Annotated in this window: 21 protein-coding genes and 1 pseudogene; 6 read left to right on the top strand and 16 right to left on the bottom strand. The window is 37.9% G+C overall.

Translation table 11 applies throughout. The features are described from left to right. Positions 1 to 70: 70 nt before the first annotated feature. From IGK53_RS00200 to IGK53_RS00175, 6 genes are all read right to left on the bottom strand, one after another. Positions 71 to 1,153, bottom strand: coding sequence for a BMP family lipoprotein (locus IGK53_RS00200; protein WP_002291111.1), 1,083 nt, complete (start codon positions 1,151 to 1,153; stop codon positions 71 to 73). Positions 1,154 to 1,218: 65 nt separating this feature from the next. Beyond that, positions 1,219 to 1,617, bottom strand: coding sequence for a cytidine deaminase (locus IGK53_RS00195; RefSeq protein ID WP_002291109.1), 399 nt, complete (start codon positions 1,615 to 1,617; stop codon positions 1,219 to 1,221). 18 nt (positions 1,618 to 1,635) lie between these two features. Continuing rightward, on the bottom strand, positions 1,636 to 2,298 hold the full coding sequence (gene deoC / locus IGK53_RS00190) for a deoxyribose-phosphate aldolase (RefSeq protein WP_002291107.1): 663 nt from the start codon (positions 2,296 to 2,298) through the stop codon (positions 1,636 to 1,638). A gap of 46 nt (positions 2,299 to 2,344) precedes the next feature. After that, positions 2,345 to 3,646 carry a pyrimidine-nucleoside phosphorylase gene (locus tag IGK53_RS00185; RefSeq protein WP_430604845.1) on the bottom strand — a complete coding sequence of 434 codons (1,302 nt, stop codon included), beginning with the start codon at positions 3,644 to 3,646 and terminating at the stop codon, positions 2,345 to 2,347. A gap of 140 nt (positions 3,647 to 3,786) precedes the next feature. Then, entirely contained in the window at positions 3,787 to 4,803 is a 1,017-nt protein-coding gene (locus tag IGK53_RS00180; protein WP_002291103.1) for a LacI family DNA-binding transcriptional regulator, read from the bottom strand. A gap of 308 nt (positions 4,804 to 5,111) precedes the next feature. Next, entirely contained in the window at positions 5,112 to 5,717 is a 606-nt protein-coding gene (locus IGK53_RS00175; RefSeq protein WP_002309852.1) for a class I SAM-dependent methyltransferase, read from the bottom strand. A 195-nt stretch (positions 5,718 to 5,912) separates the two neighbouring features. On the opposite strand from IGK53_RS00175, the gene coaA reads away from it, so the two are divergent. Both coaA and guaA read left to right on the top strand, forming a co-directional pair. Continuing rightward, the gene (gene coaA / locus IGK53_RS00170) at positions 5,913 to 6,836 is read left to right on the top strand and encodes a type I pantothenate kinase (protein ID WP_002288627.1); all 924 of its coding nucleotides are present in this window, start codon (positions 5,913 to 5,915) and stop codon (positions 6,834 to 6,836) included. A 58-nt stretch (positions 6,837 to 6,894) separates the two neighbouring features. After that, positions 6,895 to 8,460 (top strand): glutamine-hydrolyzing GMP synthase, encoded by a 1,566-nt coding sequence (guaA, locus tag IGK53_RS00165; RefSeq protein WP_002291100.1) that lies wholly within the window; start codon positions 6,895 to 6,897, stop codon positions 8,458 to 8,460. Positions 8,461 to 8,997: 537 nt separating this feature from the next. Here the strand turns inward: guaA and IGK53_RS00160 are convergent. Continuing rightward, positions 8,998 to 9,906: an IS982-like element ISEfm1 family transposase gene (locus tag IGK53_RS00160; RefSeq protein WP_430604843.1), complete on the bottom strand. Its 909-nt coding sequence runs from the start codon at positions 9,904 to 9,906 to the stop codon at positions 8,998 to 9,000. 344 nt (positions 9,907 to 10,250) lie between these two features. Between IGK53_RS00160 and IGK53_RS00155 the strand changes: the two genes are divergently transcribed. After that, positions 10,251 to 10,679 (top strand): hypothetical protein, encoded by a 429-nt coding sequence (locus IGK53_RS00155; protein WP_002329764.1) that lies wholly within the window; start codon positions 10,251 to 10,253, stop codon positions 10,677 to 10,679. Between the two features lie 98 nt (positions 10,680 to 10,777). After that, positions 10,778 to 11,155: an NUDIX domain-containing protein gene (locus IGK53_RS00150; protein WP_002329765.1), complete on the top strand. Its 378-nt coding sequence runs from the start codon at positions 10,778 to 10,780 to the stop codon at positions 11,153 to 11,155. A 201-nt stretch (positions 11,156 to 11,356) separates the two neighbouring features. Here IGK53_RS00150 and IGK53_RS00145 read toward each other — a convergent pair. From IGK53_RS00145 to IGK53_RS00115, 7 genes and pseudogenes are all read right to left on the bottom strand, one after another. Continuing rightward, positions 11,357 to 12,382 (bottom strand): annotated as a pseudogene (locus IGK53_RS00145) (FUSC family protein). Between the two features lie 275 nt (positions 12,383 to 12,657). Further along, positions 12,658 to 13,089: an HIT domain-containing protein gene (locus IGK53_RS00140; RefSeq protein ID WP_002336611.1), complete on the bottom strand. Its 432-nt coding sequence runs from the start codon at positions 13,087 to 13,089 to the stop codon at positions 12,658 to 12,660. Positions 13,090 to 13,214: 125 nt separating this feature from the next. Then, complete coding sequence (locus IGK53_RS00135; RefSeq protein ID WP_002292658.1) at positions 13,215 to 14,144, bottom strand: ATP-binding cassette domain-containing protein; 930 nt, start codon at positions 14,142 to 14,144, stop codon at positions 13,215 to 13,217. Then, entirely contained in the window at positions 14,134 to 15,222 is a 1,089-nt protein-coding gene (locus IGK53_RS00130; RefSeq protein ID WP_002292656.1) for an ABC transporter ATP-binding protein, read from the bottom strand. Before IGK53_RS00130 ends, IGK53_RS00135 begins: the two co-directional genes overlap by 11 nt. Positions 15,223 to 15,232: 10 nt before the next feature. Beyond that, the gene (oppC, locus tag IGK53_RS00125) at positions 15,233 to 16,144 is read right to left on the bottom strand and encodes an oligopeptide ABC transporter permease OppC (protein WP_047928056.1); all 912 of its coding nucleotides are present in this window, start codon (positions 16,142 to 16,144) and stop codon (positions 15,233 to 15,235) included. A 25-nt stretch (positions 16,145 to 16,169) separates the two neighbouring features. Beyond that, positions 16,170 to 17,651: an ABC transporter permease gene (locus IGK53_RS00120; protein ID WP_002329769.1), complete on the bottom strand. Its 1,482-nt coding sequence runs from the start codon at positions 17,649 to 17,651 to the stop codon at positions 16,170 to 16,172. 81 nt (positions 17,652 to 17,732) lie between these two features. Next, positions 17,733 to 19,718 (bottom strand): peptide ABC transporter substrate-binding protein, encoded by a 1,986-nt coding sequence (locus IGK53_RS00115; protein WP_002315483.1) that lies wholly within the window; start codon positions 19,716 to 19,718, stop codon positions 17,733 to 17,735. Between the two features lie 623 nt (positions 19,719 to 20,341). Between IGK53_RS00115 and IGK53_RS00110 the strand changes: the two genes are divergently transcribed. After that, a complete protein-coding gene (locus tag IGK53_RS00110; protein ID WP_430604842.1) occupies positions 20,342 to 20,845 on the top strand; it encodes a VanZ family protein in 504 nt (167 codons plus the stop codon). Between the two features lie 919 nt (positions 20,846 to 21,764). On the opposite strand, the gene IGK53_RS00105 is transcribed toward IGK53_RS00110, so the two are convergent. Continuing rightward, positions 21,765 to 21,902, bottom strand: a complete 138-nt coding sequence (locus IGK53_RS00105) for a hypothetical protein (protein ID WP_002329770.1) — start codon at positions 21,900 to 21,902, stop codon at positions 21,765 to 21,767. Between the two features lie 94 nt (positions 21,903 to 21,996). Then, positions 21,997 to 22,575, bottom strand: a complete 579-nt coding sequence (locus tag IGK53_RS00100; protein WP_002292646.1) for a TMEM175 family protein — start codon at positions 22,573 to 22,575, stop codon at positions 21,997 to 21,999. 168 nt (positions 22,576 to 22,743) lie between these two features. Between IGK53_RS00100 and IGK53_RS00095 the strand changes: the two genes are divergently transcribed. Continuing rightward, positions 22,744 to 22,941: a hypothetical protein gene (locus tag IGK53_RS00095; RefSeq protein WP_002292644.1), complete on the top strand. Its 198-nt coding sequence runs from the start codon at positions 22,744 to 22,746 to the stop codon at positions 22,939 to 22,941. Positions 22,942 to 23,013: the final 72 nt, after the last annotated feature.

Here is a 23,013-nt window from a genome sequence, read left to right as displayed (position 1 = left end):
TGAACAATTCTTGTTCTAATCAAACCATAGCCTTGTCAAACATGTGTCTAACAAGGCTATAGAAATGGTTTTAGTTTTCTTCAGGAGTTTCTGGAACTTTTACGTCACCTGAAATGATTTTTTCTTTTGCTTCATCCACTGCTTTTTTCGCTTCATCAGAAAGTTGTCCTTCTGTTAGACCAACACCGTCTTCTTTCAATCCATAAACAGTGTGTTCACCACCAGGGAATTTACCGTCAGCTGATTTTTGTGCCAAATCTTCTACTACTGTTCCAACTGCTTTCAGTGTAGATGTCAATGTGAAGTTTTTCTTTTCGCCGTTCAATGTGTATTCGCCTTCGTCTGATTGGTCGCGGTCAACACCGATAACCCAAACTTTTTTGTCGCCTGATTCGTTCAATGATTTTGCTTCTTGGAATACACCGTTACCTGTACCACCTGAAGCATGGAAGATGATATCTGCATTTTGTGCATACATACCTTGAGCAATTGAACGTCCTTTATCTGGAGCAGAGAAGTCACCAGCATATTGGTTCAATACTTTGATTTCTTTTCCTAGTTCTTTCGCACCTGCATCAACACCGGCTTTGAATCCAGCATCAAAACGATCGATTACTTCACCTTTTACGCCGCCGATAAAGCCGACTACGTTCGTTTCAGTCGTGTAAGCTGCTGCAATCCCTGCAAGATAAGAAGCTTCGTTGTCTTTGAATGTTGCAGATACAACGTTATCTAATCCGTCAATCACATCATCGATGATAACGAAGTTCGTACCTGTATTGTTTGTTGCTTGTTCTTGGATCGCTGGTTTTAGTTTATAACCAATACCAAAAATCGTTTTGAATCCAGCATTCAATGCTTGGTCGATATTTGGGATATAATCTGATTCGTTTGAAGATTGGAAGTATTGGAAGCCATCATTGCCTCGTGAAAGACCTTGATCTTTCCCCCATTTTTGTAATCCTTCCCAAGCTGACTGGTTGAATGAACGGTCGTCTACACCACCTGTATCTGTGATCAATGCTGCAGTTGTTGTGTCTGATGAGCTTTTGCCACCGGATGAATCAGTAGAGCCGTTGTTGCCGCATGCACCTAAAAATAACCCTGCTGCTAGTGCGACAGCACCTAAACCAAATAATTTTGCTTTTTTCATTTCTGTAAAGCCTCCTAAAATAATTGTTTTATTTTTCAACAGTCAGCTGACTGAATGAACATGAGTTATAGATCTTTTTCAGTAAATGCATAAGGCAGTAGTTCTCGAACGGTCGTTGCCTTCGTCACACCATTGTCTCCCACTAGCGTAACCGGCATATCAGGAGCACAGAACTCTGCCATTACTTGCCGACATGCACCACATGGAGAAATAGGATCAGGGGTGTGCCCTGCTACGACTAAATGGGTAAACGATCTTTCTCCTTCTGATACGGCTTTGAAGAAAGCTGTGCGCTCGGCACAATTCGTTAATCCAAATGATGCATTCTCGATGTTGATACCTTGATAAATCTTGCCTGATTCTGTTACGAGACAAGCACCTACCGGAAAATGGGAATAAGGAACGTATGCTTTATCTAACGCTTCAATAGCTGTGTTGATCCATTCTTGTTTGAGTTCTGCCATGAGTTTCTCCTTTGAAAATTAATAGCCTTCGCCAGTTGAACCAGATACGATTGCTACTCCTGCGCTTGTTCCGATTCTTGTAGCACCCGCTTCGATCATTGCCATTGCTTCTTCTTCGTTATGGATGCCGCCAGAAGCTTTGACGCCCATTTCTGGTCCTACCGTTTCACGCATCAAGCGGACATCCTCTACCTTTGCACCACCCGTTGAGAAACCAGTTGATGTTTTGACAAAATCAGCGCCTGCAGCTTTTGCTAATTCGCATGCTCGGATGATTTCTTCTCTATCTAATAAAGATGTTTCGATGATCACTTTGACAAGTGCACGATCTTTTGCTGCTTCAACAACTGCTTCGATATCTTTTTGAACTTTTTGATCATCTTTTGATTTCAACGCACCGATATTGATGACCATATCGACTTCATCTGCACCGTTATTGATGGCATCTGTCGTTTCAAATGCTTTTGTCTCGGATGTGTTTGCTCCTAAAGGAAACCCGATCACTGTACATACGGCTACTGGTTCGCCTTGTAATTGTTCTTTTGCTAGCGCAACCCATGCTGGATTGATGCAGACAGAGTAAAAATGATATTTTTTCGCTTCTTCGATAATTTGCATCACAGCTTCTTTAGATGCGTCTGCTTTCAAAATAGTATGGTCGATCATTCGGTTTAGTTCCATTTCTTTTCCCCTTTTCTTTCAAACGGTAAAATCCGCTTTTTTCCTTTTATTCTGTGATAATGTCATGAATCAATGTTGGCTTCATTGCTGACTCGCCAATTTCAATATTTTTATATAATAATTCAATAACAGAAGAGATTTCTTTATCATTACTATAGATTGTCAATAATGACTCGCCCTTTGTCACAGTGTCACCAATTTTTTTATGCAGTTTCAATCCAACGGCGTGATCAATATCGTCTTCTTTGGTTTTACGCCCAGCACCTAGCATCATTGCAGCAATTCCTAATTCATTTGCCACGATTTTTGACACGACTCCGCTTTGTTTAGCAGGAAGCTCCATTGTGTAACGTGCAGTCAAAATTCGTTCTGGTTGTTCCACGATCGTTGGGTCTCCCCCTTGATTTTGGATCATTTCTTTGAATTTTGCTAACGCTTTACCTGATTCCAGAGCTTCTTGAAGCAACGTTCTTGCTTCATCGATTGTTTTAGTTTTGCCAGCAAGAACAACCATTTGGCTTCCTAAGGCGTAGCACATTTCTACTAGATCTTCTGGACCATTTCCTTGTAATGTTTCGATTGCCTCGACAACTTCTAGACTATTTCCGATTGCTTCGCCAAGAGGTTCTGACATATCCGAGATTACCGCCACTGTTTCTCGGTTCGCTAGTTTGCCAATGCTTGTCATGGTTTTTGCCAGACGTCTTGCATCTTCGATATTCTTCATGAAAGCACCGTCTCCAGTGGTCACGTCCAAAACGATTGCATCTGCTCCTGCCGCGATCTTTTTACTCATGATCGAACTGGCAATCAGCGGAAGAGAATCGACGGTCGCTGTGACGTCACGCAAAGCGTACAATTTTTTGTCCGCCGGTGCCAAGTTTCCTGATTGACCGATTACTGCTACTTTGCTTTCATTGACAATGCGCACGAATGCTTCATCCGAAAGCTCGATCTGAAATCCGGGAATTGCTTCTAGCTTATCTAATGTGCCACCTGTGTAACCTAGACCGCGTCCAGACATTTTAGCCACTGTCACTCCGACACTAGCTACTAGGGGGGCTAAAATCAATGTGGTCGTGTCACCAACGCCACCTGTCGAATGCTTATCTACCTTTATTCCTTCAAGAGAACTCAAATCGATGACATCACCAGAATTAGCAATCGCCAATGTTAAGTTCGTGATTTCTTCATTTGTCATGTCTTGATAAAAAATTGCCATCAATAATGCACTGACTTGATAATCTGGAATCTTTCCATTCGTATAGTTCGTGACGATGTACTCGATTTCCTCTTTCGACAGCTCGTTTCCATCCCTCTTTTTTTCAATCAGATCCACCATTCGCATTGTCTGATCCTCCTTGTCTTCATTCGGTATTATACATTATTTTTAGGAAAGGTAAACCACTTTAGTAAACTGGTTTACTAAAAATAAAAAAAGCACCAAATCGCCTTTGTAAATGCTTACATAAGCAATATACCGCCGAGTTAGCCCTTTGTCAATACTTTTACGCTCTCACGAATAATTAATTTTGTTTCGAACACTTTGTTCGGAACTTTTCTTTGAGGAAATTCGATCGTATCGATTAGGAAACGCGCAGCATAAAATCCAATATCAAAACTTGGTTGCTGCACTGTCGTCAATTGCGGGATCATGTATTCTGACAGTTTTAATCCATCGAATCCTATGACAGAGATATCTTCTGGGATTTTTTTGCCCAATTCATCTATCGCCTGATAGCAGCCGATCGCCATGGCATCATTCCCGCAAAAAATAGCCGTGATATCTTTATGTTTGAGTAATTTTTTTGATGCAGTATAGCCACCTTGGACAGTCAACTCTCCATGTTCAACAAATTTCCCATTAAAAGGCAGGCCATGATCTTTCAGCGCATGACGATATCCGTTGAAACGTTCTTCTAATTGATAGTATCCAGTGGTTTCCTTCAGCATGCCGATCTTCGTATGGCCGCTTTCAATAAATAGTGAAACGGCTTGATAGGCGCCCTCATATTCCTTTACGATAAGCCGTCCGTTATCCCGACGATTCAATCCGCGATCGATTAAAATAATCGGCATTTTTTGATAAAATCCGCTGTCTAATGCGTATTTCTCAGGTAAAATATTTGGTGTTGCCAGCAAGATCCCATCCACTGAGCGGTGGGAAAGCTCTTGTAAATACTTGATCTCATTTTCTTGGCTATGACGAGAATTGCATAACATGATCACATAGCCCAAAGGATTCAAATAGCTCTCTACACCTTCGATCAGTTTGGAGAAGAAGAAATCAGTGACATCAGGGACGATCATTCCGATGGTCTTTGAATGTCGATTGATCACATTTGAAGCGAAATAATCGGGTTTATAATGATGTTCATTCACGATCGACAACACTTTTTTTCTTGTCTTATCACTAAATCGGCTTCCTTTGTTATTCAAAATCTGTGAGACAGTTGTTACTGATACCCCTGCCATTTCTGCAATATCTCTGATGGTCAGCTTCACCCTAGTGGCTCCCTTCTATCTAAATTCCCTATCAGTGTACCAAAACCCCCAAGAAAAGAATAGAGAAAAAAAGAAAGTATGTTTTTTGATAAAAATCTCCTTTATCTACCAACTTGGCAGCGTTCTATACAAGTTCTGTATCTTATTTATTTTATCGTAAAAAACAACGACTCTGTTCCTACTATTTCTTTTTGAAGAAAAAAACAGTTCTTTGTTTTTAAAAACTTCTCAACAAAAAAAGAACTGATACGTACCCTTACATGCACGCCCAGTTCCACTTTTTCGTCGCTCTATTATTTTTCAGCTAGTTATTCTTTCACACTTTTGATGATATAATATCCTTTATCTTTTGTGACGATTTCTGCATTGCCAAATGTTTCTTCCATCTTCTTTTGCGCACTTGGCGCTCCTTGTTTCTTCTGGATCACAATTGTCAGTGTACCGCCCTGCTTCAACCGAGGATATGCGCCTGTCAAGATTTCATGTACGACTTTTTTTCCAGCACGGATTGGCGGATTGCTGACAATAGCTGCATAGGTTTCTTCATGAAGTACTTCATAGATATTTGATTGATGGATGTCCACTTGTTCGATTTGGTTACGCTTTGCGTTTCCTTGCGCTAGACTCACTGCTCGCTCATTAATGTCGACCATTTCAACAAACCGTTGTGTCGCAAATGCCAAAGCTAGCCCAATCGGTCCATACCCGCATCCCACATCTAAGATCTTTCCTTCATCAGGTAACTCTTCCCAATCAAAAGCATCAATCAGGACACGTGAACCATAATCCACTGTTTCACGTGAAAATACACCAGAATCAGTTACAAATTGAAAGGTTCTGCCTTTTAACTCAAAAGCCCATTGTTCAAAATCGTGCGCCGTATCTGGGCGTTCAGAATAGTAATGATTTGTCATGTCTTCCATCCTTCTCGTTTCTTTCAAGTCAACAGTCTATCCTTTTATGTATCCGTGCGCAAGTCAAGAATAAAACTCCTTTTCTTTCTATTATAAAGATTGTACAAAAAGATTGGCAATCTCTCTTAAGTGGTGGGGTTTGTGTTTATTTTGTGTTAAAATAGTTCCATTGATGGGAGAACGCAGGAGGCTAATATGAATGATCCAATGAACTACTACCGTGTGGCAAGAGAAGAATGGCGAGAATTTTATCGTAATGGGCAAGCACCTTTGACACAAGATGAACTAGATAATATCAAAAGTTTGAATGACCGCATTTCCATGCAGGATGTTCGAGATATCTACGTACCTCTTGCTCATCTGATATATCTATATATGAAAGAATTCGAATCTTTGTTCTTGAGTAAAGGTTTATTTCTTCATAAATATGTAGAAGTACCGCCTTTTATTATCGGGATTGCCGGAAGCGTAGCCGTTGGAAAAAGTACCACAGCCAGACTGCTGCAGACGATTTTGTCTCGTACCTTCAAACGAAGAAATGTTCAGCTGATCACGACTGATGGATTTCTTTATCCAAATCGTATATTAAAAGAGCGTGGAATCATGGATCGCAAAGGATTTCCTGAAAGTTATGATATGGAGATGCTGATCGACTTCTTGAATCGTGTAAAATCTGGTCAGGAAGAGATAAAAGTACCTGTTTATTCACATGATGTATATGATATCATTCCGGATAAGTACGAGCTGATCCAGCAACCTGATATCTTGATCGTTGAGGGGATCAATACGCTTCAATTACCTGCGAATCAGCAAATCTACGTCAGCGACTTTTTTGATTTTTCTGTCTATGTCGATGCCGATCCCGTGCTGATCGAAAAATGGTATTTGGATCGTTTTGGCGCGTTACTGGATACGGCTTTCCAAAATCCAGAGAATTATTATTATCGTTTTGCTATCGGAGATCGTGAAGAAGCCTTTAAAATGGCAAAAGATGTATGGAAAAATGTGAATTTGAAAAATTTACAGGAATATATCTTGCCTACACGAGGAAGAGCCGATATAATTCTCCATAAAACTGAAAATCATATTATCGATTCGATTTTCATGCGAAAATATTAGCATTTTAAAATAGTTTGACTATTTTGAGATAAAATTTAAAGGGATAGGGGTAATAAATTTGACAAACGTTGCCGATATGACGAACGTTGAAAAGATTATCGTATTAGACTACGGTAGTCAGTATAACCAATTGATCACAAGACGTATTCGTGATCTTGGAGTCTTTTCCGAATTATTGAGCCACCGCATTACTGCAGAAGAAGTAAAAGCGATGAATCCAAAGGGAATCATTCTTTCTGGCGGACCAAACAGTGTATATGATGAGAATGCATTTGGGATCGATCCTGATATCTTCAATTTAGGTATTCCTGTATTAGGGATTTGCTATGGTATGCAATTGATCACATACAAACTTGGCGGTTCCGTAGAGCCTGCTAAAAACCGCGAATATGGGAAAGCCTTGTTAGAAGTAACAAGCGATCAAGCTGTCTTGTTTAAAGAAACACCAAAACAACAAACAGTATGGATGAGCCATGGTGACTTGGTAACTAAAGTTCCTGAAGGCTTTGAAACAGTCGGAACAAGCAAAGATTGTCCGATTGCTTCTATCCAAGACACAACACGTAATTTTTATGGTATCCAATTCCATGCAGAAGTACGTCATTCCGAATACGGAATCGAATTGTTGCGCCACTTTGCCTTTGATGTTTGCCACTGTGAAGGTAACTGGACAATGGATAACTTTATCGATATGCAAGTAGAAAAAATCCGTGAACAAGTTGGTGACAAAAAAGTCTTGCTTGGTCTCTCAGGCGGCGTTGATTCTAGTGTCGTTGGGGTTCTTTTACAAAAAGCGATTGGTGACCAATTGACATCTATCTTCGTTGACCATGGTCTGCTACGCAAAGGCGAAGCGGAACAAGTAATGGAAAGTCTAGGCGGAAAATTCGGCTTGAACATCATCAAAGTCGATGCAAGAGATCGCTTCTTAGACAAGTTGAAAGGTGTATCTGACCCAGAACAAAAACGTAAAATCATTGGGAATGAATTCGTATATGTTTTTGATGACGAAGCAACAAAACTTGCTGGTGAAGAAGGCGTCTCTTTCTTAGCACAAGGAACGTTGTATACTGACGTTATCGAATCTGGTACAGAAACAGCACAAACGATCAAATCTCACCATAACGTAGGTGGACTGCCAGAAGATATGCAATTTGAATTGATCGAACCATTAAACACACTATTCAAAGACGAAGTCCGTGAATTAGGTACTCAATTAGGCATGCCTGATTCAATCGTTTGGCGTCAGCCATTCCCTGGCCCTGGTCTTGGTATTCGTGTTCTTGGCGAAATCACTGAAGACAAGCTAGAAATCGTACGCGAATCTGATGCTATCTTGCGCGAAGAAATCGCAGCTGCTGGACTTGACCGTGATATCTGGCAATATTTCACTGTTCTTCCAGGAATCCGCTCTGTCGGTGTTATGGGTGACGGACGTACTTACGACTACACAGTCGGTATCCGTGCGGTGACTTCAATCGACGGAATGACAGCTGACTTTGCCCGTATCCCATGGGAAGTCTTGCAAAAAATCTCTGTACGTATCGTAAACGAAGTAGCCCATGTCAACCGCATCGTGTATGATATCACTTCTAAACCACCAGCAACAGTGGAGTGGGAATAGTTAAAAAAAACGTGAATCCTTTGATACTCAAGGGATTCGCGGTTCTTTTTTATTTTTGCAACCATTTTGTAGCCAATAATCTCTTTGTTTAGTAATAGTTTTTATTGATAAGCTATTTTTTGTTAATAGTACTTCCTCTTTTTTCTCCATCAAACACTTCCTAAAAATTCAGTATACGTTTATTACATAAAAACGATAGGCCAAAACTACATATTCCAAAAATAATAATGTTCTTGTATATCTCTATTCTATTTTTAAGTAGCTTCAAGAAAACAGTTTTAGAAGATTATTTCTTGAATTTTTGGAAAACTTCGGCTTATCTCATAAGAAATTAGTGCTTATTAAACCTCTCCTTACTTTTATAAATAAAAAACCAAATTTTTAACAGAACTTAGATTTTTTGACGAGTTTGTAGACACAAAAGATAGACAAATGATCAAATTATACTTGCAAAAAAGAGTGCCCAGAAAATTTTCATTTTCTGAACACCCCCTTTTCCTAAAAAATACTATAGCTTACCCGTGGTGCTAGTTAATTTTAATATCCTAAAGAATATCTCAAAGTTCCTTCAAAACGTCGTTGTGCTCGACTTAATAGAACACTGTAAGCCAGTAATATGCTTTCAAATCTACTCTCTAGCCCTTTAACAGAACGTGAGTTGAAATTTTGACAACCTAATTTTTCTAAGGAAGAACAAACAGTCTCAACTGTTTTTCTTTGTTTTCCAAGTAAGCTATGGTCTAGTTTTTCTGATTTATCCATGTTTTTACGTGGCGGAACGGATATAGTAATGCCCTTAAGGGCAAGCTTTTCATAGATTTTATGGCTAATATATCCTTTGTCCCCTAGGATATTGGAAAGATTCGCTTCTTCCGATAAAGTCTCTAACACTTTCACGTCATGGACACCTGGATTCGTGATTGAGTAAGTAATCGGAAAGCCAGTCTTAGTAACGATCATATGAATTTTAAGACCATAAAAATAAGATTTTTTTGTTGAGTTATAGCCAACTTTGGCTATTTGATTCAATAGTTTTGCTTGTCTATTTCTAACTGGTTTACATAATGGACTAGGAAAACTATCTATAATTCCGACTAGTTCACCTTTGGTGAGCTTCTTGATGAAAAAGTATCGAATAATCTTGATAGTGTAAGCTAAGTTTGAACTTAAGCGAGTGAATCGACTCCTACTAGGAAAGTCACCATTAGGAAATAAGACGGAACAAACCGCTCTATACGTGGCTCTTTGGCTAGTATAGCCATTAATTATGCCCCATATAACACAAGCAATAATCACTGTATCGCGTTGCTTCAGTTGATCAGTATTTCTTCGGTTTTTAATCTTATCTGGTACACAATTGTGGTATATGTTAGAAACAGTTCTCATAATTTCCTTGAATGTTATAAAAGTATCTGTATAATGTTCAGTATATTTTGATGAACGCATATGTAGTCCTCATTTCTTGGGAGTTTTGAGACTACTATATGCGTTTTTTTGTTGATTTACCAACATGTTTAGACATTTTCCTCTAGGAAAAAATTAACTAGCACCACGGGTTTTATTTTAATAATGACTATACGATTATCAACGGGCATATTTTTTCGACTGGAAACGATGAGCAGTCTCTCTATATTTTACGTGACGAAGAAATAGGAAAATTATTTGTTGATAGACTCTATCTTTCTGAAGATACGCTTATCAGTGAGAACCTTGGTTCGTTCCCCAATATAGAAGGGAGTGAATATCTGATAGGTTATCGGCTAAATGTTCATGAAAACCACTTATACGGAGTGGCTTTTGATTTTGCTAATAATCGGCGAGCTGGATTATTTAGCTATTCGCTGAAAGATTCATCGTATACATTTAAAGAAACAGACCGAGAAATAATACTGGAAGATATAGGATTCAGTTTTTCAAAAGGAAGTTTTATTTATAAAGATCAGCTTGTTTACTTTTCAAGTAACGGCACGATCTACTTTATTGATCTTGAGACTGCAGAAACTACTAAAAAACTCCCGACAAACATGGATCTTAGTGGGGTATTTATTGTCTCCGTGATTGACGATGAACACGTAGCGATTGCTAGCCATGATCATGATAATAATCTAATCATCTGGGAACTCGACCTAAGTAGCTTGTCTCTTACGGAAAAGCGACGTGTAGAACCTTCACTATGGAGAAAGCAAGAATATCTGTACGACTTTCAAGTAAAGCGATGATTATCTCAAAAAAGTTTGCCCAGCCGCCAACATAAACAAAAATTGATGATAAAATAAATATAAAAATTTTTTTGCGAAAAAGATTGGTGGGCGTTGGAATGGAAACAAATGATTTGCGTATGGTAGAAGAGAATTTTCAATTTGATATACAGGCATCTGGAATTTTATGGAATGAGGAAACAGATGCTATTCTTTTGAGCAGGGAAAACAATGAACAGGGCATCCAAGTATTGCCTGGCGGAGCGGTCAAACGTTTTGAGACAAGTCAACAAGCCGTTGTTCGCGAGATGCTGGAGGAAACTGGTTATGAAACAAAAATCGTCCGTTTGCTTGCCCTCATTGAAAGTACCTTTTCAATTGAAGAAAACACAGATAAAACCTATCAGCAAATCAATTTCGTCTATCTTTTGAAACGTGTAGCTCACTCGGATAGACATAAAATTGTTGCATCAGAAGAAAAAGTGCGACCAATTTAGAAACACAGACAAGAGGTAAAAAACGTGAAACCAACTATATTAAACGAAATCATTGCGGAATTTCCTACTTCTGTCCGCTTTGAAGTATCATTCGATTAATTGAGGTTGTGAAAAAGCCGCTCAGTTTTGAGTATTAAGAAAAAGGTTGTGAAAATGACTTTTTCACAACCTTTTTTAGCACATATACTTCTATTTGTCCTTCTATTCTAATTTCTTTCGAACGACATTTAAATAATGTTGCAGCCCGACATTCATTACCCACGCAACACCTAAACCGATGAAACTTCCTATGATGATTCCTAAAAAACGATATTCGATCAAAGACATCAGATAGGCCCCGCGAATAAGTGTAGATAGCATCAACGCCATGGGATTAAGAAAAATATTAGCAACTGCGTAATTTCTAGCAACTAGAAATTGTGCGATTCCGTAAAGAAACGTAATCAGAAAAATCGTCTGCAGTTGCGTGAACGGCACAAATGACAAGACTGCTGACACACATAACCCACCCATCGATCCAATCAGATATTGGACTTGTCGATGCTTCATCGCATCTAAATTTTCCGCCAGCAAAATCGATGCACATGACAAGGTCAACCAATAAGGATTATGCAGATTCAAGCCATGACTGACATAAACGGACAGAAACAAGGCGGCACTGTAGAAAACAGAATCAATGATCACCAAAGGCTCTTCATGAAACCTTTCTTTTAGAGTCGCTTTTTCAATTGTCTGCTCAGGTCGTGAATCCAGTAATTTTGTAATCACTGCCGCAATCAGGGCAAAAACGACACCCATAAAAAAATAAAGCGAGACGATCGGTAATTGAGCGATTGGCAGCTACATACTCGTTCCCATGGCAGAAAGCATCGCAAAAAACAAGCCACCTGGTTTAGAGATATGGAATAATCGCAACACGAATCTGCTGGAAAAAGCAACCAAAGCTACAGCAAATGGTTCAAGCCATAAAACATAAGTTGACAAAATCCCTAGAACGAAAGCAAACAAAAGTCCACAACCGATCAAAAACATACGTTTCAGCAAAGATTTCATCGGTATGTTTTGATAATAGAAAAAAGTAAAGATCCCTAATGATGAAAAACTTGAAATCAAAAAGTCATAATTTATGTAACCTAACCATAATACGATAAAGATAAGTAGCATCAGGTTCATGATACGAAAAGGATTATCTTGTATTTTATTGAAACGAAAATAAGTCTTGAACAATCTATCCCTCCTTCCTAGTGATTTGAAAAGAAGCTGAATCAAAATGAAATACCAATCCCGTTTGTCAGCATTACCTAGTATAACAATTATTTCTTGATTTTTCATAAAATTAGTATCAAGAAGAAAAAGGCTTGGAAAAGTCAAAACAAAGAACGAACATTCGAGTCGTATTAACAAAAAAAGATAAGGTAGCAAGTTTTCTAAGCAACTCGCTACCTTATCTTTTTTTATTAAAAACCGAATGAATCGTATCTAAGAGCGTACATTCTTCTCTTTTATGCACTGGATTTTTCTCCTGTCCTTTGTCTCATATCAAGAAGCTGGTGCATAGTCTCTAAATCATTCATCGCGCCGGTAAATAAGGGCCAAGCATCCACCCCATCTTGTTTTTTTCTAGGAATAATATGGAAATGAAGGTGAGAGACATGTTCTTCTACTGTCTCATCTTCTGCTTTGATCAAATTGACGCCATCAAAACCGCAATTTTCGACGCAATGAAGAGAAACCGCTCGAATGACGTTCATCAATTCAATAAATAGTTCTTGCTCGCAATCAATTAAATTGACCCGATGTTTTTTGACTAGAGCGATCATATGACCATCGACATCTCCTGCGTTATCTAAAAATACAAGAATATTTTCACTCTCAACTATTTTTCTTCGGTGCAATCTTCCATTCACTATTTTACAAAATAAACAATCCTCCAATTCATCCACCCTTTGTGGACTAAGAAGGGGTAAGACTTCTCTGTCTTCCCCTTGCTTTTACCAAAATATCGATTAACTATCATGTTTGATCACCTGACTTTCGGTGTCCAGTCAAACTGCAGATCTCACAATTTTCGATACGCTTCTAATTCCTTTTGATTCCCGTATACAAAATGTCCGGGGCGTACTTCCTCGAAAACCGGACCGTCTTTTGTATAATCATGTATGCTAGGATCATACACATGTAATTTTCTTTTCCTTGCTAAAATAGGATCTGGTATAGGCACAGCTGAAAGCAATGCCTTTGTATATGGATGAAGCGGATGGTTGAATAACTCTTCCGTTTCAGCTAGTTCTAAAATATGTCCTTGTCTGATCACAGCGATCCTATCTGAAATAAAACGTACGACTGATAGATCATGAGCGACAAAAAGATATGTCACTTCTCGTTTTTTTTGTGCATCTTTCAGTAAGTTCAACACTTGCGCACGGATCGAAACATCTAAAGCAGAGATTGGTTCGTCCGCTACGACTAATTCAGGTTCCATCACTAATGCACGAGCGATCCCGATCCGTTGTCTTTGACCGCCGGAAAATTCGTGAGGATAGCGGTACATATGCTCTGGAAGTAGTCCGACTTCTTTGATGATTTTTGCCACCTTTTCCAAACGTTCTTCTTCCGAGTGGAACAGGTTAAAATTATAGAGACCTTCTGAGATAATATATTCTACTGTTGCCCGTTCGTTCAACGATGCGGATGGGTCTTGGAATATCATTTGGATCTTACGGATTTTTTCTGCTTGTTCTTTTTTCGACAAGGGACCATTGATCTTTTTCCCTTCAAAGAGAATATCCCCTTTGCTTGTCGGATTTAACCCAATGATTGCTCTGCCAATCGTCGTTTTGCCTGAACCAGATTCTCCTACGAGAGAGAACGTTTCTCCTTTATAAATATCAAAGTTGGCGTCTTGGACAGCTACGAACTTGCTTTTTCCTTCTCCAAAAGTGATTTCTAAATCTTTTACAGTTAACAAAGTTTTTTTATCAGCTGACAACTTGCTTCCCCCCGTCTTGCTCTTCACTATCCAATTCTGCAGCCAAAGCAATCATTTTTTCATGAAGATTTTCGATTTGTTTTGGTTTAAGTACTTTCGGTGCACGAGGATCCAGCAGCCAAGTCTTCGCAAAATGGGTTTCGGATACTTGGAACATAGGCGGTTCACTAGTAAAATCGACCTTCATCGCATAGGCGCTGCGAGGCGCAAAAGCATCTCCTTGGATATCTTTATATAAAGAAGGTGGTGTTCCTGGTACAGAGTAAAGCACATCTCCTTTTTGTGCTAATTGTGGTAAAGAAGAAAGCAAGCTCCATGTATAGGGATGTTTTGGATCATAAAAAATTTCTTCAACTGTTCCGCTTTCGATGATCTGTCCAGCATACATAACAGCTACTTTGTCTGCTATAGCCGCGACAACGCCCAAATCATGGGTGATAAAAATCGTTGTGAATTGATATTCTTCCTGAAGCTCTTTGATTAGTTCCAAGATTTGTGCTTGGATCGTTACATCCAAAGCGGTTGTCGGTTCATCACAAATCAAGATTTTAGGTCGACAAGCCAATGCAATAGCAATGACGATCCGTTGTCTCATCCCACCAGAGTATTGGAAAGGATATTCATCATATCTTTTTGCCGCATTAGGGATTCCTGTTTTTTCCATCAATTCGACAGCTAAGCGTTTCGCTTCTTTCGCTGATTTCTTCTGGTGTTTGATGATGACTTCTGAGATTTGTGAGCCAATTGTTTTGATAGGATTCAGTGAAGTCATAGGATCTTGGAAGATCGTCGCGATTTCTTTTCCCCGAATATCTTCCCATTCTTCATCCTTTTTCAATTCGCTTAATATCTTGTCTTTATAGCGGATCGTTCCTGAAGTGATATTGCCGTTTTGTTCCAGCATCCCGGTGAATGTTTTTGTCAGAACTGATTTTCCTGATCCTGATTCACCAACGATGGCTAATGTTTCTTTTTCTTTTAGCTCTAATGAGACATTTCTGATCGCTTTTAATTCGCGGTGACGAACATGGAAGCTGACCGAGATGTTTTCTACTGATAAAATTGTTTGATTCTCCATTGTTTGCCTCCTAAATATGTGTTCTTGGATCTGCCGCATCTGCAAGAGTTTGTCCTACGATGTATAAAGAAACAGAAACTAACGCCAGTACAGTCACAGGAATCCAGAAAAGATAAGGGTAATTGCTCATGTTATTCGTATATTTTGCGATCAATCGTCCGAGGGAAGGAACATCACTGCTTAACCCAACGCCTAAGAATGAAAGAAAGGTTTCATATGAAATAAACGAAGGTAGCGCTCTAGATACATCTGTCACGATGATAGAAATCAGATAAGGCAGGATATTACGAAAAATCATCCGCAAGGTCGGTGTTCCTAGTGTTTTTGAGGCTAAATTATACTCGCGGTCGCGGATGATCATGACTTGTACCCGAATAAAGTAAGCTACGCTCAGCCAGCTCGTCACACACATCGCAAAAATCAAATTCCAAAATCCCGAACCAAACGTATAAGAGAGAACGATAACGATCAGTAAAGTTGGCACATTCGAGATGATGTTGTAAATTTCCAACATGAAACGGTCAATTGCTTTCGATGTTCCCCAAATCGCCCCTACTACTACACCAATAACTGTAGTGATCAATGTAGCAATGACACTGATGGAAATCGATGTTTTCGCCCCTGCCCAAACTGCATCGAATAAGGACATGCCGTTAGCATCTGTACCAAACCAAAATTTTGCACTTGGTGGATTATAGCGTTTCGTAAAGTCATTGATATCTTTTACATCCATAAATTTGTATCCGCTGAATAATGGCTGGATAAAGCTCATCAATAAGACAGCCAGCATCAGTATCAGCATAAAAATCGCAACTTTGTTTGAAAAGAATTTACGCATGACCGAACGCCAATACGAATACTTCGGCGTATCAATCTTTTCTGAAGCTAACGAATTCGTTTCTACAAAAATGAATTCGTTCATTTGTTCTGTTTTCACATTTTCCAAGCTATTTTCCTCCTGACGATAGTTTGATTCGCGGATCGACTAATGCCATCGCAATATCCCCGGCTAAGATTGAAAATACGGATACTGTGGTAAAGACAAAAACGATTGCGATAACTAATGGATTGTTATGGGTAATGATCGCATCAGGTAGCATTTTCCCCATACCTGGTGCAGCAAACACTGTTTCTGTGATCGTCGCCCCAGCAATCGCTCCGATGATACTTCCTGGAATCCCATTGACGATTGGGATAGCTGCATTTTTGAAAATGTGTTTTCTAGCAATTTCTTTCGCATTCAAACCTTTTGCTTTCGCAAATTTAACATAATCGGAAGACTGTTGGTCGATCATGTAACGTCTCAGCCAAATAACGATTCCAGAAACAGACAATAGTCCTAGAATCACTGTCGGTAATATATAGGAGCGAATATCTTGTGCGCCCAATGCTGGGAAGGAATCTGGCAAAGAAAACCAGCTGCTTCCAATAAATCGGAAGAAATAGATAAAGGCTAGACTTGGCACGGAGATCAGCACCGTTACGATAGCGATCCCTGCTTTATCTGGTATCTTCCCTTTGTAACGAGCCATCAACATCGCAGCAGGTATACCGATCGCATAAGCAATAATAACAGCGATAGCTCCCATACGAAATGATGTACCGATCATCGATGGGTCTTGGTGATTCGTGTCTGTGATGACGTAATTATCAGAAAAATATTTTTTGTCTCGTGAAGAGATGTTTTTTGTTTTCTGATATTGACGGAGATAGATATTAGCAGAAGAGCGCGCTGTAAAATCATCATTAAATGTTGTCTCTGTACTTTCTGTTTTCCCTTGTCCTCCTGAGATGATGCTTGTTACCGCTTGTCCGGCAAATGTCGGATATGAAGTGCCTAGATTCAAATGAACGATATTTTGATGGATATAAGGAAATTGTCCATTGAAATAGATTTGGTATTTATATTGTGTTCCTGAACCGACAAGTGCCCAACCGACCAACTCATCGTTTTCGATACGCAGAGAATGTTTTAAGTTAGGATTGCTGGCATCTTTTACTTTCCATGGGTGATCGATTTGGATCATATTCGCATAGAAATTCACTACGCGTTTTACTAATGGAATATCTTTTGTCGCATAATATTCTTTGCTGATTGGAAATTGTTTGAGCGTCCAACCATTTTTCTTCGCCCAATCTTGGTATTTTTCTTCTAACTGCTCAGAAGAGGCTTTTTCTGATGAACTGCTTCCTACTTCTTTTTTCAGTTCTTTCGTCGTGTGGTATTCGATATAACCCATCTTGCTGAATGCTGTATTTTCATAATCTGCCAGTTCATCTGGTTTTGCCTTTAATTTTCCGTAATTCACATCATTTTGAAATATCGTTTTTCTCGGAACAAGTGAATAGATCACCGCATAGGTTAAGGTAGTTACAAGAAAAATACTAAGTATAGAGCGCAGGACCCTAAATAAAAGGTATCTTTTCACAATTTTCCCTCTCTTTCATCATATAAGTAAAAAAGGCTACAATAGAAATTGAAAGCCTTTTTTACTATTCATTCAGCTAAATTACTTAGAACTTGTTGTTTCTGCTTCTTTCGCAGTTTCTTCTTTTTTCGTTTCCCAAGCTTTCTTCGCTTTGTCGTATTGATCTGTTGTGACGATATCGCTTTGTACTTCTACATATTTCAATTTGTTTGCAGCAATACCTGCCCAACCATATGGTCCGCTAAATGGTACTACATTTGTGACACGCGGCGTCCCACCATCTGCATAAATTGGTACTTGCAAAGCATTATCTAACAACCAAGCTTCTGCATCTGCATAAGCAGTGTAACGAGCATCTAAATCATCAGTGATAGCAGCGGCTTTATCCAATAATGCGTCGTATTCAGACAAGTTGATTGCTTTTTTCGCAGCAGTTGATGGATCCGTTCCTTGTACTACGGCAGAAGCTTCCAGTCCAAGTGTATGGATCATATCCCCTTTGCGTGAATCATAGATATTCAAGTAAGAAGATGGATCAGTGTAGTCTGGACCCCAACCAGAGGCATTTGTAATGTCAAAGTCGCCAGCTTGTCCGGTCGTCGCTTGATAAGTAGCAGCTAAATATTTATCTTCATTCAATAGTTGAACATCAACCACTACGTTATCTGATCCTAAAGAAGTTTCCACTGATTTTTTCAAAGATTTGACCATGTTGACACTAATCTCAGAAGTTTCCTCAACTGGCATATCTAAATGAATAGGGAATTGCACACCTTTTGCTTCTAGTTCTGTTTTTGCTTTTTCCATATATTCTTTGGCTTTGTCTGCGTTATAATACCCATCTTGTCCATCAGATAAATTTACATCGCCAAAAGCATCGGAATCCAGTGCTTTTAATTTACTTGCCACTGTATCACCGTAAGGTTTTCCGCCAATTTCTACAAAATCGGCAGGAACAAGTGTATTACGTAATGCTTTAGTGGCTCCTTCTTCTCCTACACTTTGTGCGTTATAGCTTTTCTTATCAAATCCGAATAGAATAGCTAAACGGAAATTGCGGTCTAAAATAGCTTTCTGTGTATCTTCTTTTTCTTTATCTGTTGTTTTTGAAGTTGCATCAAATGTACCTCGGTTAAAGTTAAATGTTAAATTGTATGTGGATCCACCTGTTTGAGACCAAGTCACACCATCTGGATAAGCTTTTGTTACGTCTTTATATCCTGGTGAATTTGGATAAACACGAGCAAGAGATAATTCTCCATTTTCGTAAGATTTAAATAACCCATCGGGATCACTTCCATCATTGTAGGTCCATTTTACTGTGTCTAAATGGACATTTTTAGGATCCCAATAAGATTCATTCTTCGTATATTCGATAACTGATTTAGCTGTATTGTTTGCAAGGATGAAGGGTCCATTATAAAGGATGGAGTCTGGTGTTGGTTTACCGAAATCTTTCCCTTTTGATTTTAGGAACTCTTCATTGATTGGATATAAGATACCGTAAGTCGTTTTGGAGTTCCAGAATGGTTCAGGTTTATTCAATGTGTATTGCAACGTATAGTCATCTACTGCTTTTACCCCAACAGTAGAAAAATCATTCGTTTTACCATCTATATAATCAGATAAGCCTTTGATACTATCTGCCACGATATATAACGTTTCTGATTGTACATCTACCGCGTGTTTCAACCCAGTAACAAAGTCATTTGCTGTCACATCAGCCCCATACTCATTTCCTTCACTATCCACCCAAGGAACACCTTTGCGAAGGTGATACGTATAAGTCAACCCGTCATCACTAACTTCCCATGACTTAGCCATATCGCCTTTCAGGTTCCCGTATTGGTCATTTTCCAAAAGACCTTCCACAAAGTTAGTATAGTGGTCACTATTCGTTTTACGGGATGAGAATGTGTAATCTAGCGTTTCAAGATCTGTTACATATACAGAACTATATTCTGATACAAGGTCACTTTTCTTTGAAGAGCTAGACCCTTTTGCATTACTCCCGCATGCTCCCAGCATAACGGCACTTACTAGAAGCAAAGCTAAAACTTTTTTCATATAATGTATATCCCCCTCTTATTTATACTGCTTTCACCCTTTTCAACCCCTATTAACCAGATAATTGCGCAACATATTTAATTAATAAATCACCTGAAATAATTAAAAGATAATGAAAGTTATTGAAATAATACATTTGGCGTTAAGCAATGTCAAGGTGATTCAGCAAAATAATTCGAATTATCTGAAATTTATATATATAACTATATATGCAATTATCTAACTTTTTCTTTTTATCATCAAGAAAATAAAAAAGTAAATATCATTAATACAATAAGTGTAAAACGAATGAATCCGAAGAAAAAAGTGTTGAAAGACTTATCTTTCCATAATTTTTTCATGTATAGCATATCTCACTTTTATACGAAAAATAATATATATATGCATGTAGTTTATATAATTATTAAAAATAATCTTTGAGAGGAAAAAGTGAACGAATAAAAATTACTTAAGTTATATATTTGGACGTTTTCTCATTTTAGACTCATTTAAAAGAAACCGGATTCCCAACAAAAAAAGCTTCTAATTTTCGTACGATAACTACGTTGGTCCTTAAACTTCATACTTTTTTATGATTTTTCAGCAGTTTTCGATGGTATACTTTTTAAATGGAGGAGATGTCTATGCGGTATGTATCAAAATTTTTATTAGGGATTTATTTATTCTTTCTATTATGGTTGATTTTATTCAAGCTGTCATTTAATCTTCCACAATCTCTCACTTATTCTTATAGCAATGTCAATCTCGTCCCTTTTTCTACTTTTTCTTTTGAAAATACGACGGTTTTGCGCGAGACCACTTATAACTTGATTGTCTTTTTTCCTTTTGGGGTGCTTTTGAATGTCAATTTCAAAGGGCTTTCCTTTTCTAAAAAATTAGGGATCATTTTCCTTGTAAGCTTCTTCGCAGAGTTTATTCAATTCCTATTCGGTATTGGCGTAGCGGATATCACTGATGTAATTACTAATACAACAGGAGGTCTGATTGGATTATGGTTCTATCAGCTTTTAAACAAACACCTATCGACAAATAAGTTGGATCGCCTAGTCGTTATTTTGGGGTACGTTTTATTGTTATTTCTAATCGTAGCTTTTTTATTTTTGACACGTACTATCCGTCTTCGATAAAATCGTTCATAAAAAAGGACCGTCACAGATACATTCCAGTGTGTACCTATGACAGTCCTTTTTTATTCAATTATTGATTCTCAAAAAAATCGATTTTCACCTCTACCATTTGGAGTGTACATCTTACACATTGAAGCAGTCAGGATATGTTTCCCTTTGTTTTTTTATCAAAAAATAGTAAAGTAACGGTTACGTCTATTTTCAGATTAATTCTATTAATGAAATGTCCTTTTCCTTGAAAAACAAGTATTACCATAAGCCGTTCATAAATTAAGTACGCATTTTAATCAAAAATGATTATTTTTTTAGCTTAAATGCTTTATATCTTAACATTTTCCTATTCGACACTTAAATCGATTGAGAAATTTTCGTTCTTCTTTATACCCCATATAGGTATATCTATTTATTGTAAAAAGCTTGTTCTATAAATAATTTTTCTTCTTTTCTATCATTTTTCTCTCTTATGAAGGTATCTTTTTCCTTGATTTCTGCCAGTAGATTTTACCTGATCCTACTTTTTGAAGACATTTCAAAGGAAAAAGCAGCAGTTTTTAGAAGTAGCAGAGAAATCAAAACAAGTGTATCGTTATTTTTTAACTATAAAATAACACTAAAAATATAGTCGGTTCGTTATTTTTCACTCTTCTGAATTTACTTTTTTAACCCCATCTGAATTCTCGTTAATATTTATTCATTTCTATTGTATATCCCTTGACAAAAGAAATCTATATGCCTCCTTTAACTAATCTATTGTTTTTTTAGCTATCATAAAGTTATCCACTGTGGAAAAACTAACGATTTTTTTCGATACACTTTTTTAAAAATTTTTTCCACAAATAAAAACATGTTTACAGCAGTATGATTCTGCTGTAAACATGTTTTTATTAAATAGATAGAATATTAGCTTACATAAAGATGTTTATTTTTTTATTGCTGCGAATAATGTCAAGAATACCGTGACACCAACTACTGTCCAAGTCAAATGACCTTGATCCAAATAAATAAGCATCGTGATAAAACTAGTAATCAGTCCTACATGAAGTCTTTTTTGATCCATCTGCATCCCTCTTTGAATACTAGTATCACTCGGATATTTGATCGTTTGTTTATTTTTTCTATATTTTTCTCTTAAATTTTAAACATGGATCATTTTATCGATATTGTGATTCAATGGTACGGCTTGGGATGATCCAAGCAGCAAGAATCACGATGTTTGCGATCAGCACGGCTACTGGCGCTACTAAATAGCCTAAGACAATTCCTAAAACATTCAAGCCAATCGATAAGTATGATTTCTTGTAATCATTCAGCATCGTCTTCAATGCTTTCTCGTGACCCTTATTTGCTTTGACAAGTTCTTTTGCCAAGATATAATACGCAATGTTAGCGGTCAAGGTAACAAAACCATAAGTCATTTCTGGAGCCAGACTATTGATGTACTCACTGATCCATGAAGTGGCAAATGGAAAAAGTGAAAGCGCAAAAATAAAGAAACTGTTCGCCCATAAGACCCGTCCATTTATCTTATGTACAACTTGAAATAAATGATGATGATTGTTCCAGTAAATCGCTAAGATGATGAAACTGACAATATAGATAAAAAATCGGTAACCTAATGCAGCGAGCGCCTCCCACGTATCTCCGTTAGGTTCATGAAGTTCTAAAACTAAAATAGTCATGATAATGGCGATTACAGCATCTGTAAATGCTTCAAGACGATTTTTAGGCATGATATTCTCCTCCTTTTCCGCTCTATTTTAGATGATAAACAAGGGAAAAAGCAATTGTTTGATCATTTAAGCAGATGAAGTAAAAATCAGTCTGCAGTTGGAGGTGTTTTTAGAGAATCCCTGTTATACTTTTTCTATAGTAAAGAATGAACAAGAGGAGGGTTTTGTATGCGTCAAAAAAATATGTTCTTAAATATCTTCATGGTTCTTTTAGTGTTGATTGCCGCTAGCTTTGTCATCAGTCTTTTTGTTAGTGTCGTAAGTGGCCTTTTATGGTTTGCGGTCAAAATTTTGATTCCAATCGCACTTATCATCTGGCTCGTTCGTTGGATCAAAGGCAATACACATCGAAAAAACTATTATTAATGAATCACATGATCACTCCGTTATGATATAACTTACTTAAAAATAGGGTCGCGACATAAGTTCGCGACCCTA

Source organism: Enterococcus sp. DIV1224, from assembly GCF_050555455.1.
Taxonomy (GTDB): Bacteria; Bacillota; Bacilli; order Lactobacillales; family Enterococcaceae; genus Enterococcus_B; species Enterococcus_B lactis.
This window is presented reverse-complemented; position numbering and strand designations above follow the sequence as displayed.

Excerpts from the sequence above, each read along its gene's own strand:
- IGK53_RS00185 (WP_430604845.1), bottom strand. The coding sequence starts at position 3,646 with ATGCGAATGGTGGATCTGATTGAAAAAAAGAGGGATGGAAACGAGCTG.
- IGK53_RS00110 (WP_430604842.1), top strand. The coding sequence starts at position 20,342 with ATGCGGTATGTATCAAAATTTTTATTAGGGATTTATTTATTCTTTCTA.
- IGK53_RS00150 (WP_002329765.1), top strand. The coding sequence starts at position 10,778 with ATGGAAACAAATGATTTGCGTATGGTAGAAGAGAATTTTCAATTTGAT.
- IGK53_RS00095 (WP_002292644.1), top strand. The coding sequence starts at position 22,744 with ATGCGTCAAAAAAATATGTTCTTAAATATCTTCATGGTTCTTTTAGTG.
- IGK53_RS00200 (WP_002291111.1), bottom strand. The coding sequence starts at position 1,153 with ATGAAAAAAGCAAAATTATTTGGTTTAGGTGCTGTCGCACTAGCAGCA.
- IGK53_RS00115 (WP_002315483.1), bottom strand. The coding sequence starts at position 19,718 with ATGAAAAAAGTTTTAGCTTTGCTTCTAGTAAGTGCCGTTATGCTGGGA.
- coaA (WP_002288627.1), top strand. The coding sequence starts at position 5,913 with ATGAATGATCCAATGAACTACTACCGTGTGGCAAGAGAAGAATGGCGA.
- IGK53_RS00195 (WP_002291109.1), bottom strand. The coding sequence starts at position 1,617 with ATGGCAGAACTCAAACAAGAATGGATCAACACAGCTATTGAAGCGTTA.
- oppC (WP_047928056.1), bottom strand. The coding sequence starts at position 16,144 with ATGAACGAATTCATTTTTGTAGAAACGAATTCGTTAGCTTCAGAAAAG.
- deoC (WP_002291107.1), bottom strand. The coding sequence starts at position 2,298 with ATGGAACTAAACCGAATGATCGACCATACTATTTTGAAAGCAGACGCA.
- IGK53_RS00160 (WP_430604843.1), bottom strand. The coding sequence starts at position 9,906 with ATGCGTTCATCAAAATATACTGAACATTATACAGATACTTTTATAACA.
- IGK53_RS00175 (WP_002309852.1), bottom strand. The coding sequence starts at position 5,717 with ATGACAAATCATTACTATTCTGAACGCCCAGATACGGCGCACGATTTT.
- IGK53_RS00100 (WP_002292646.1), bottom strand. The coding sequence starts at position 22,575 with ATGCCTAAAAATCGTCTTGAAGCATTTACAGATGCTGTAATCGCCATT.
- IGK53_RS00130 (WP_002292656.1), bottom strand. The coding sequence starts at position 15,222 with ATGGAGAATCAAACAATTTTATCAGTAGAAAACATCTCGGTCAGCTTC.
- IGK53_RS00105 (WP_002329770.1), bottom strand. The coding sequence starts at position 21,902 with ATGGATCAAAAAAGACTTCATGTAGGACTGATTACTAGTTTTATCACG.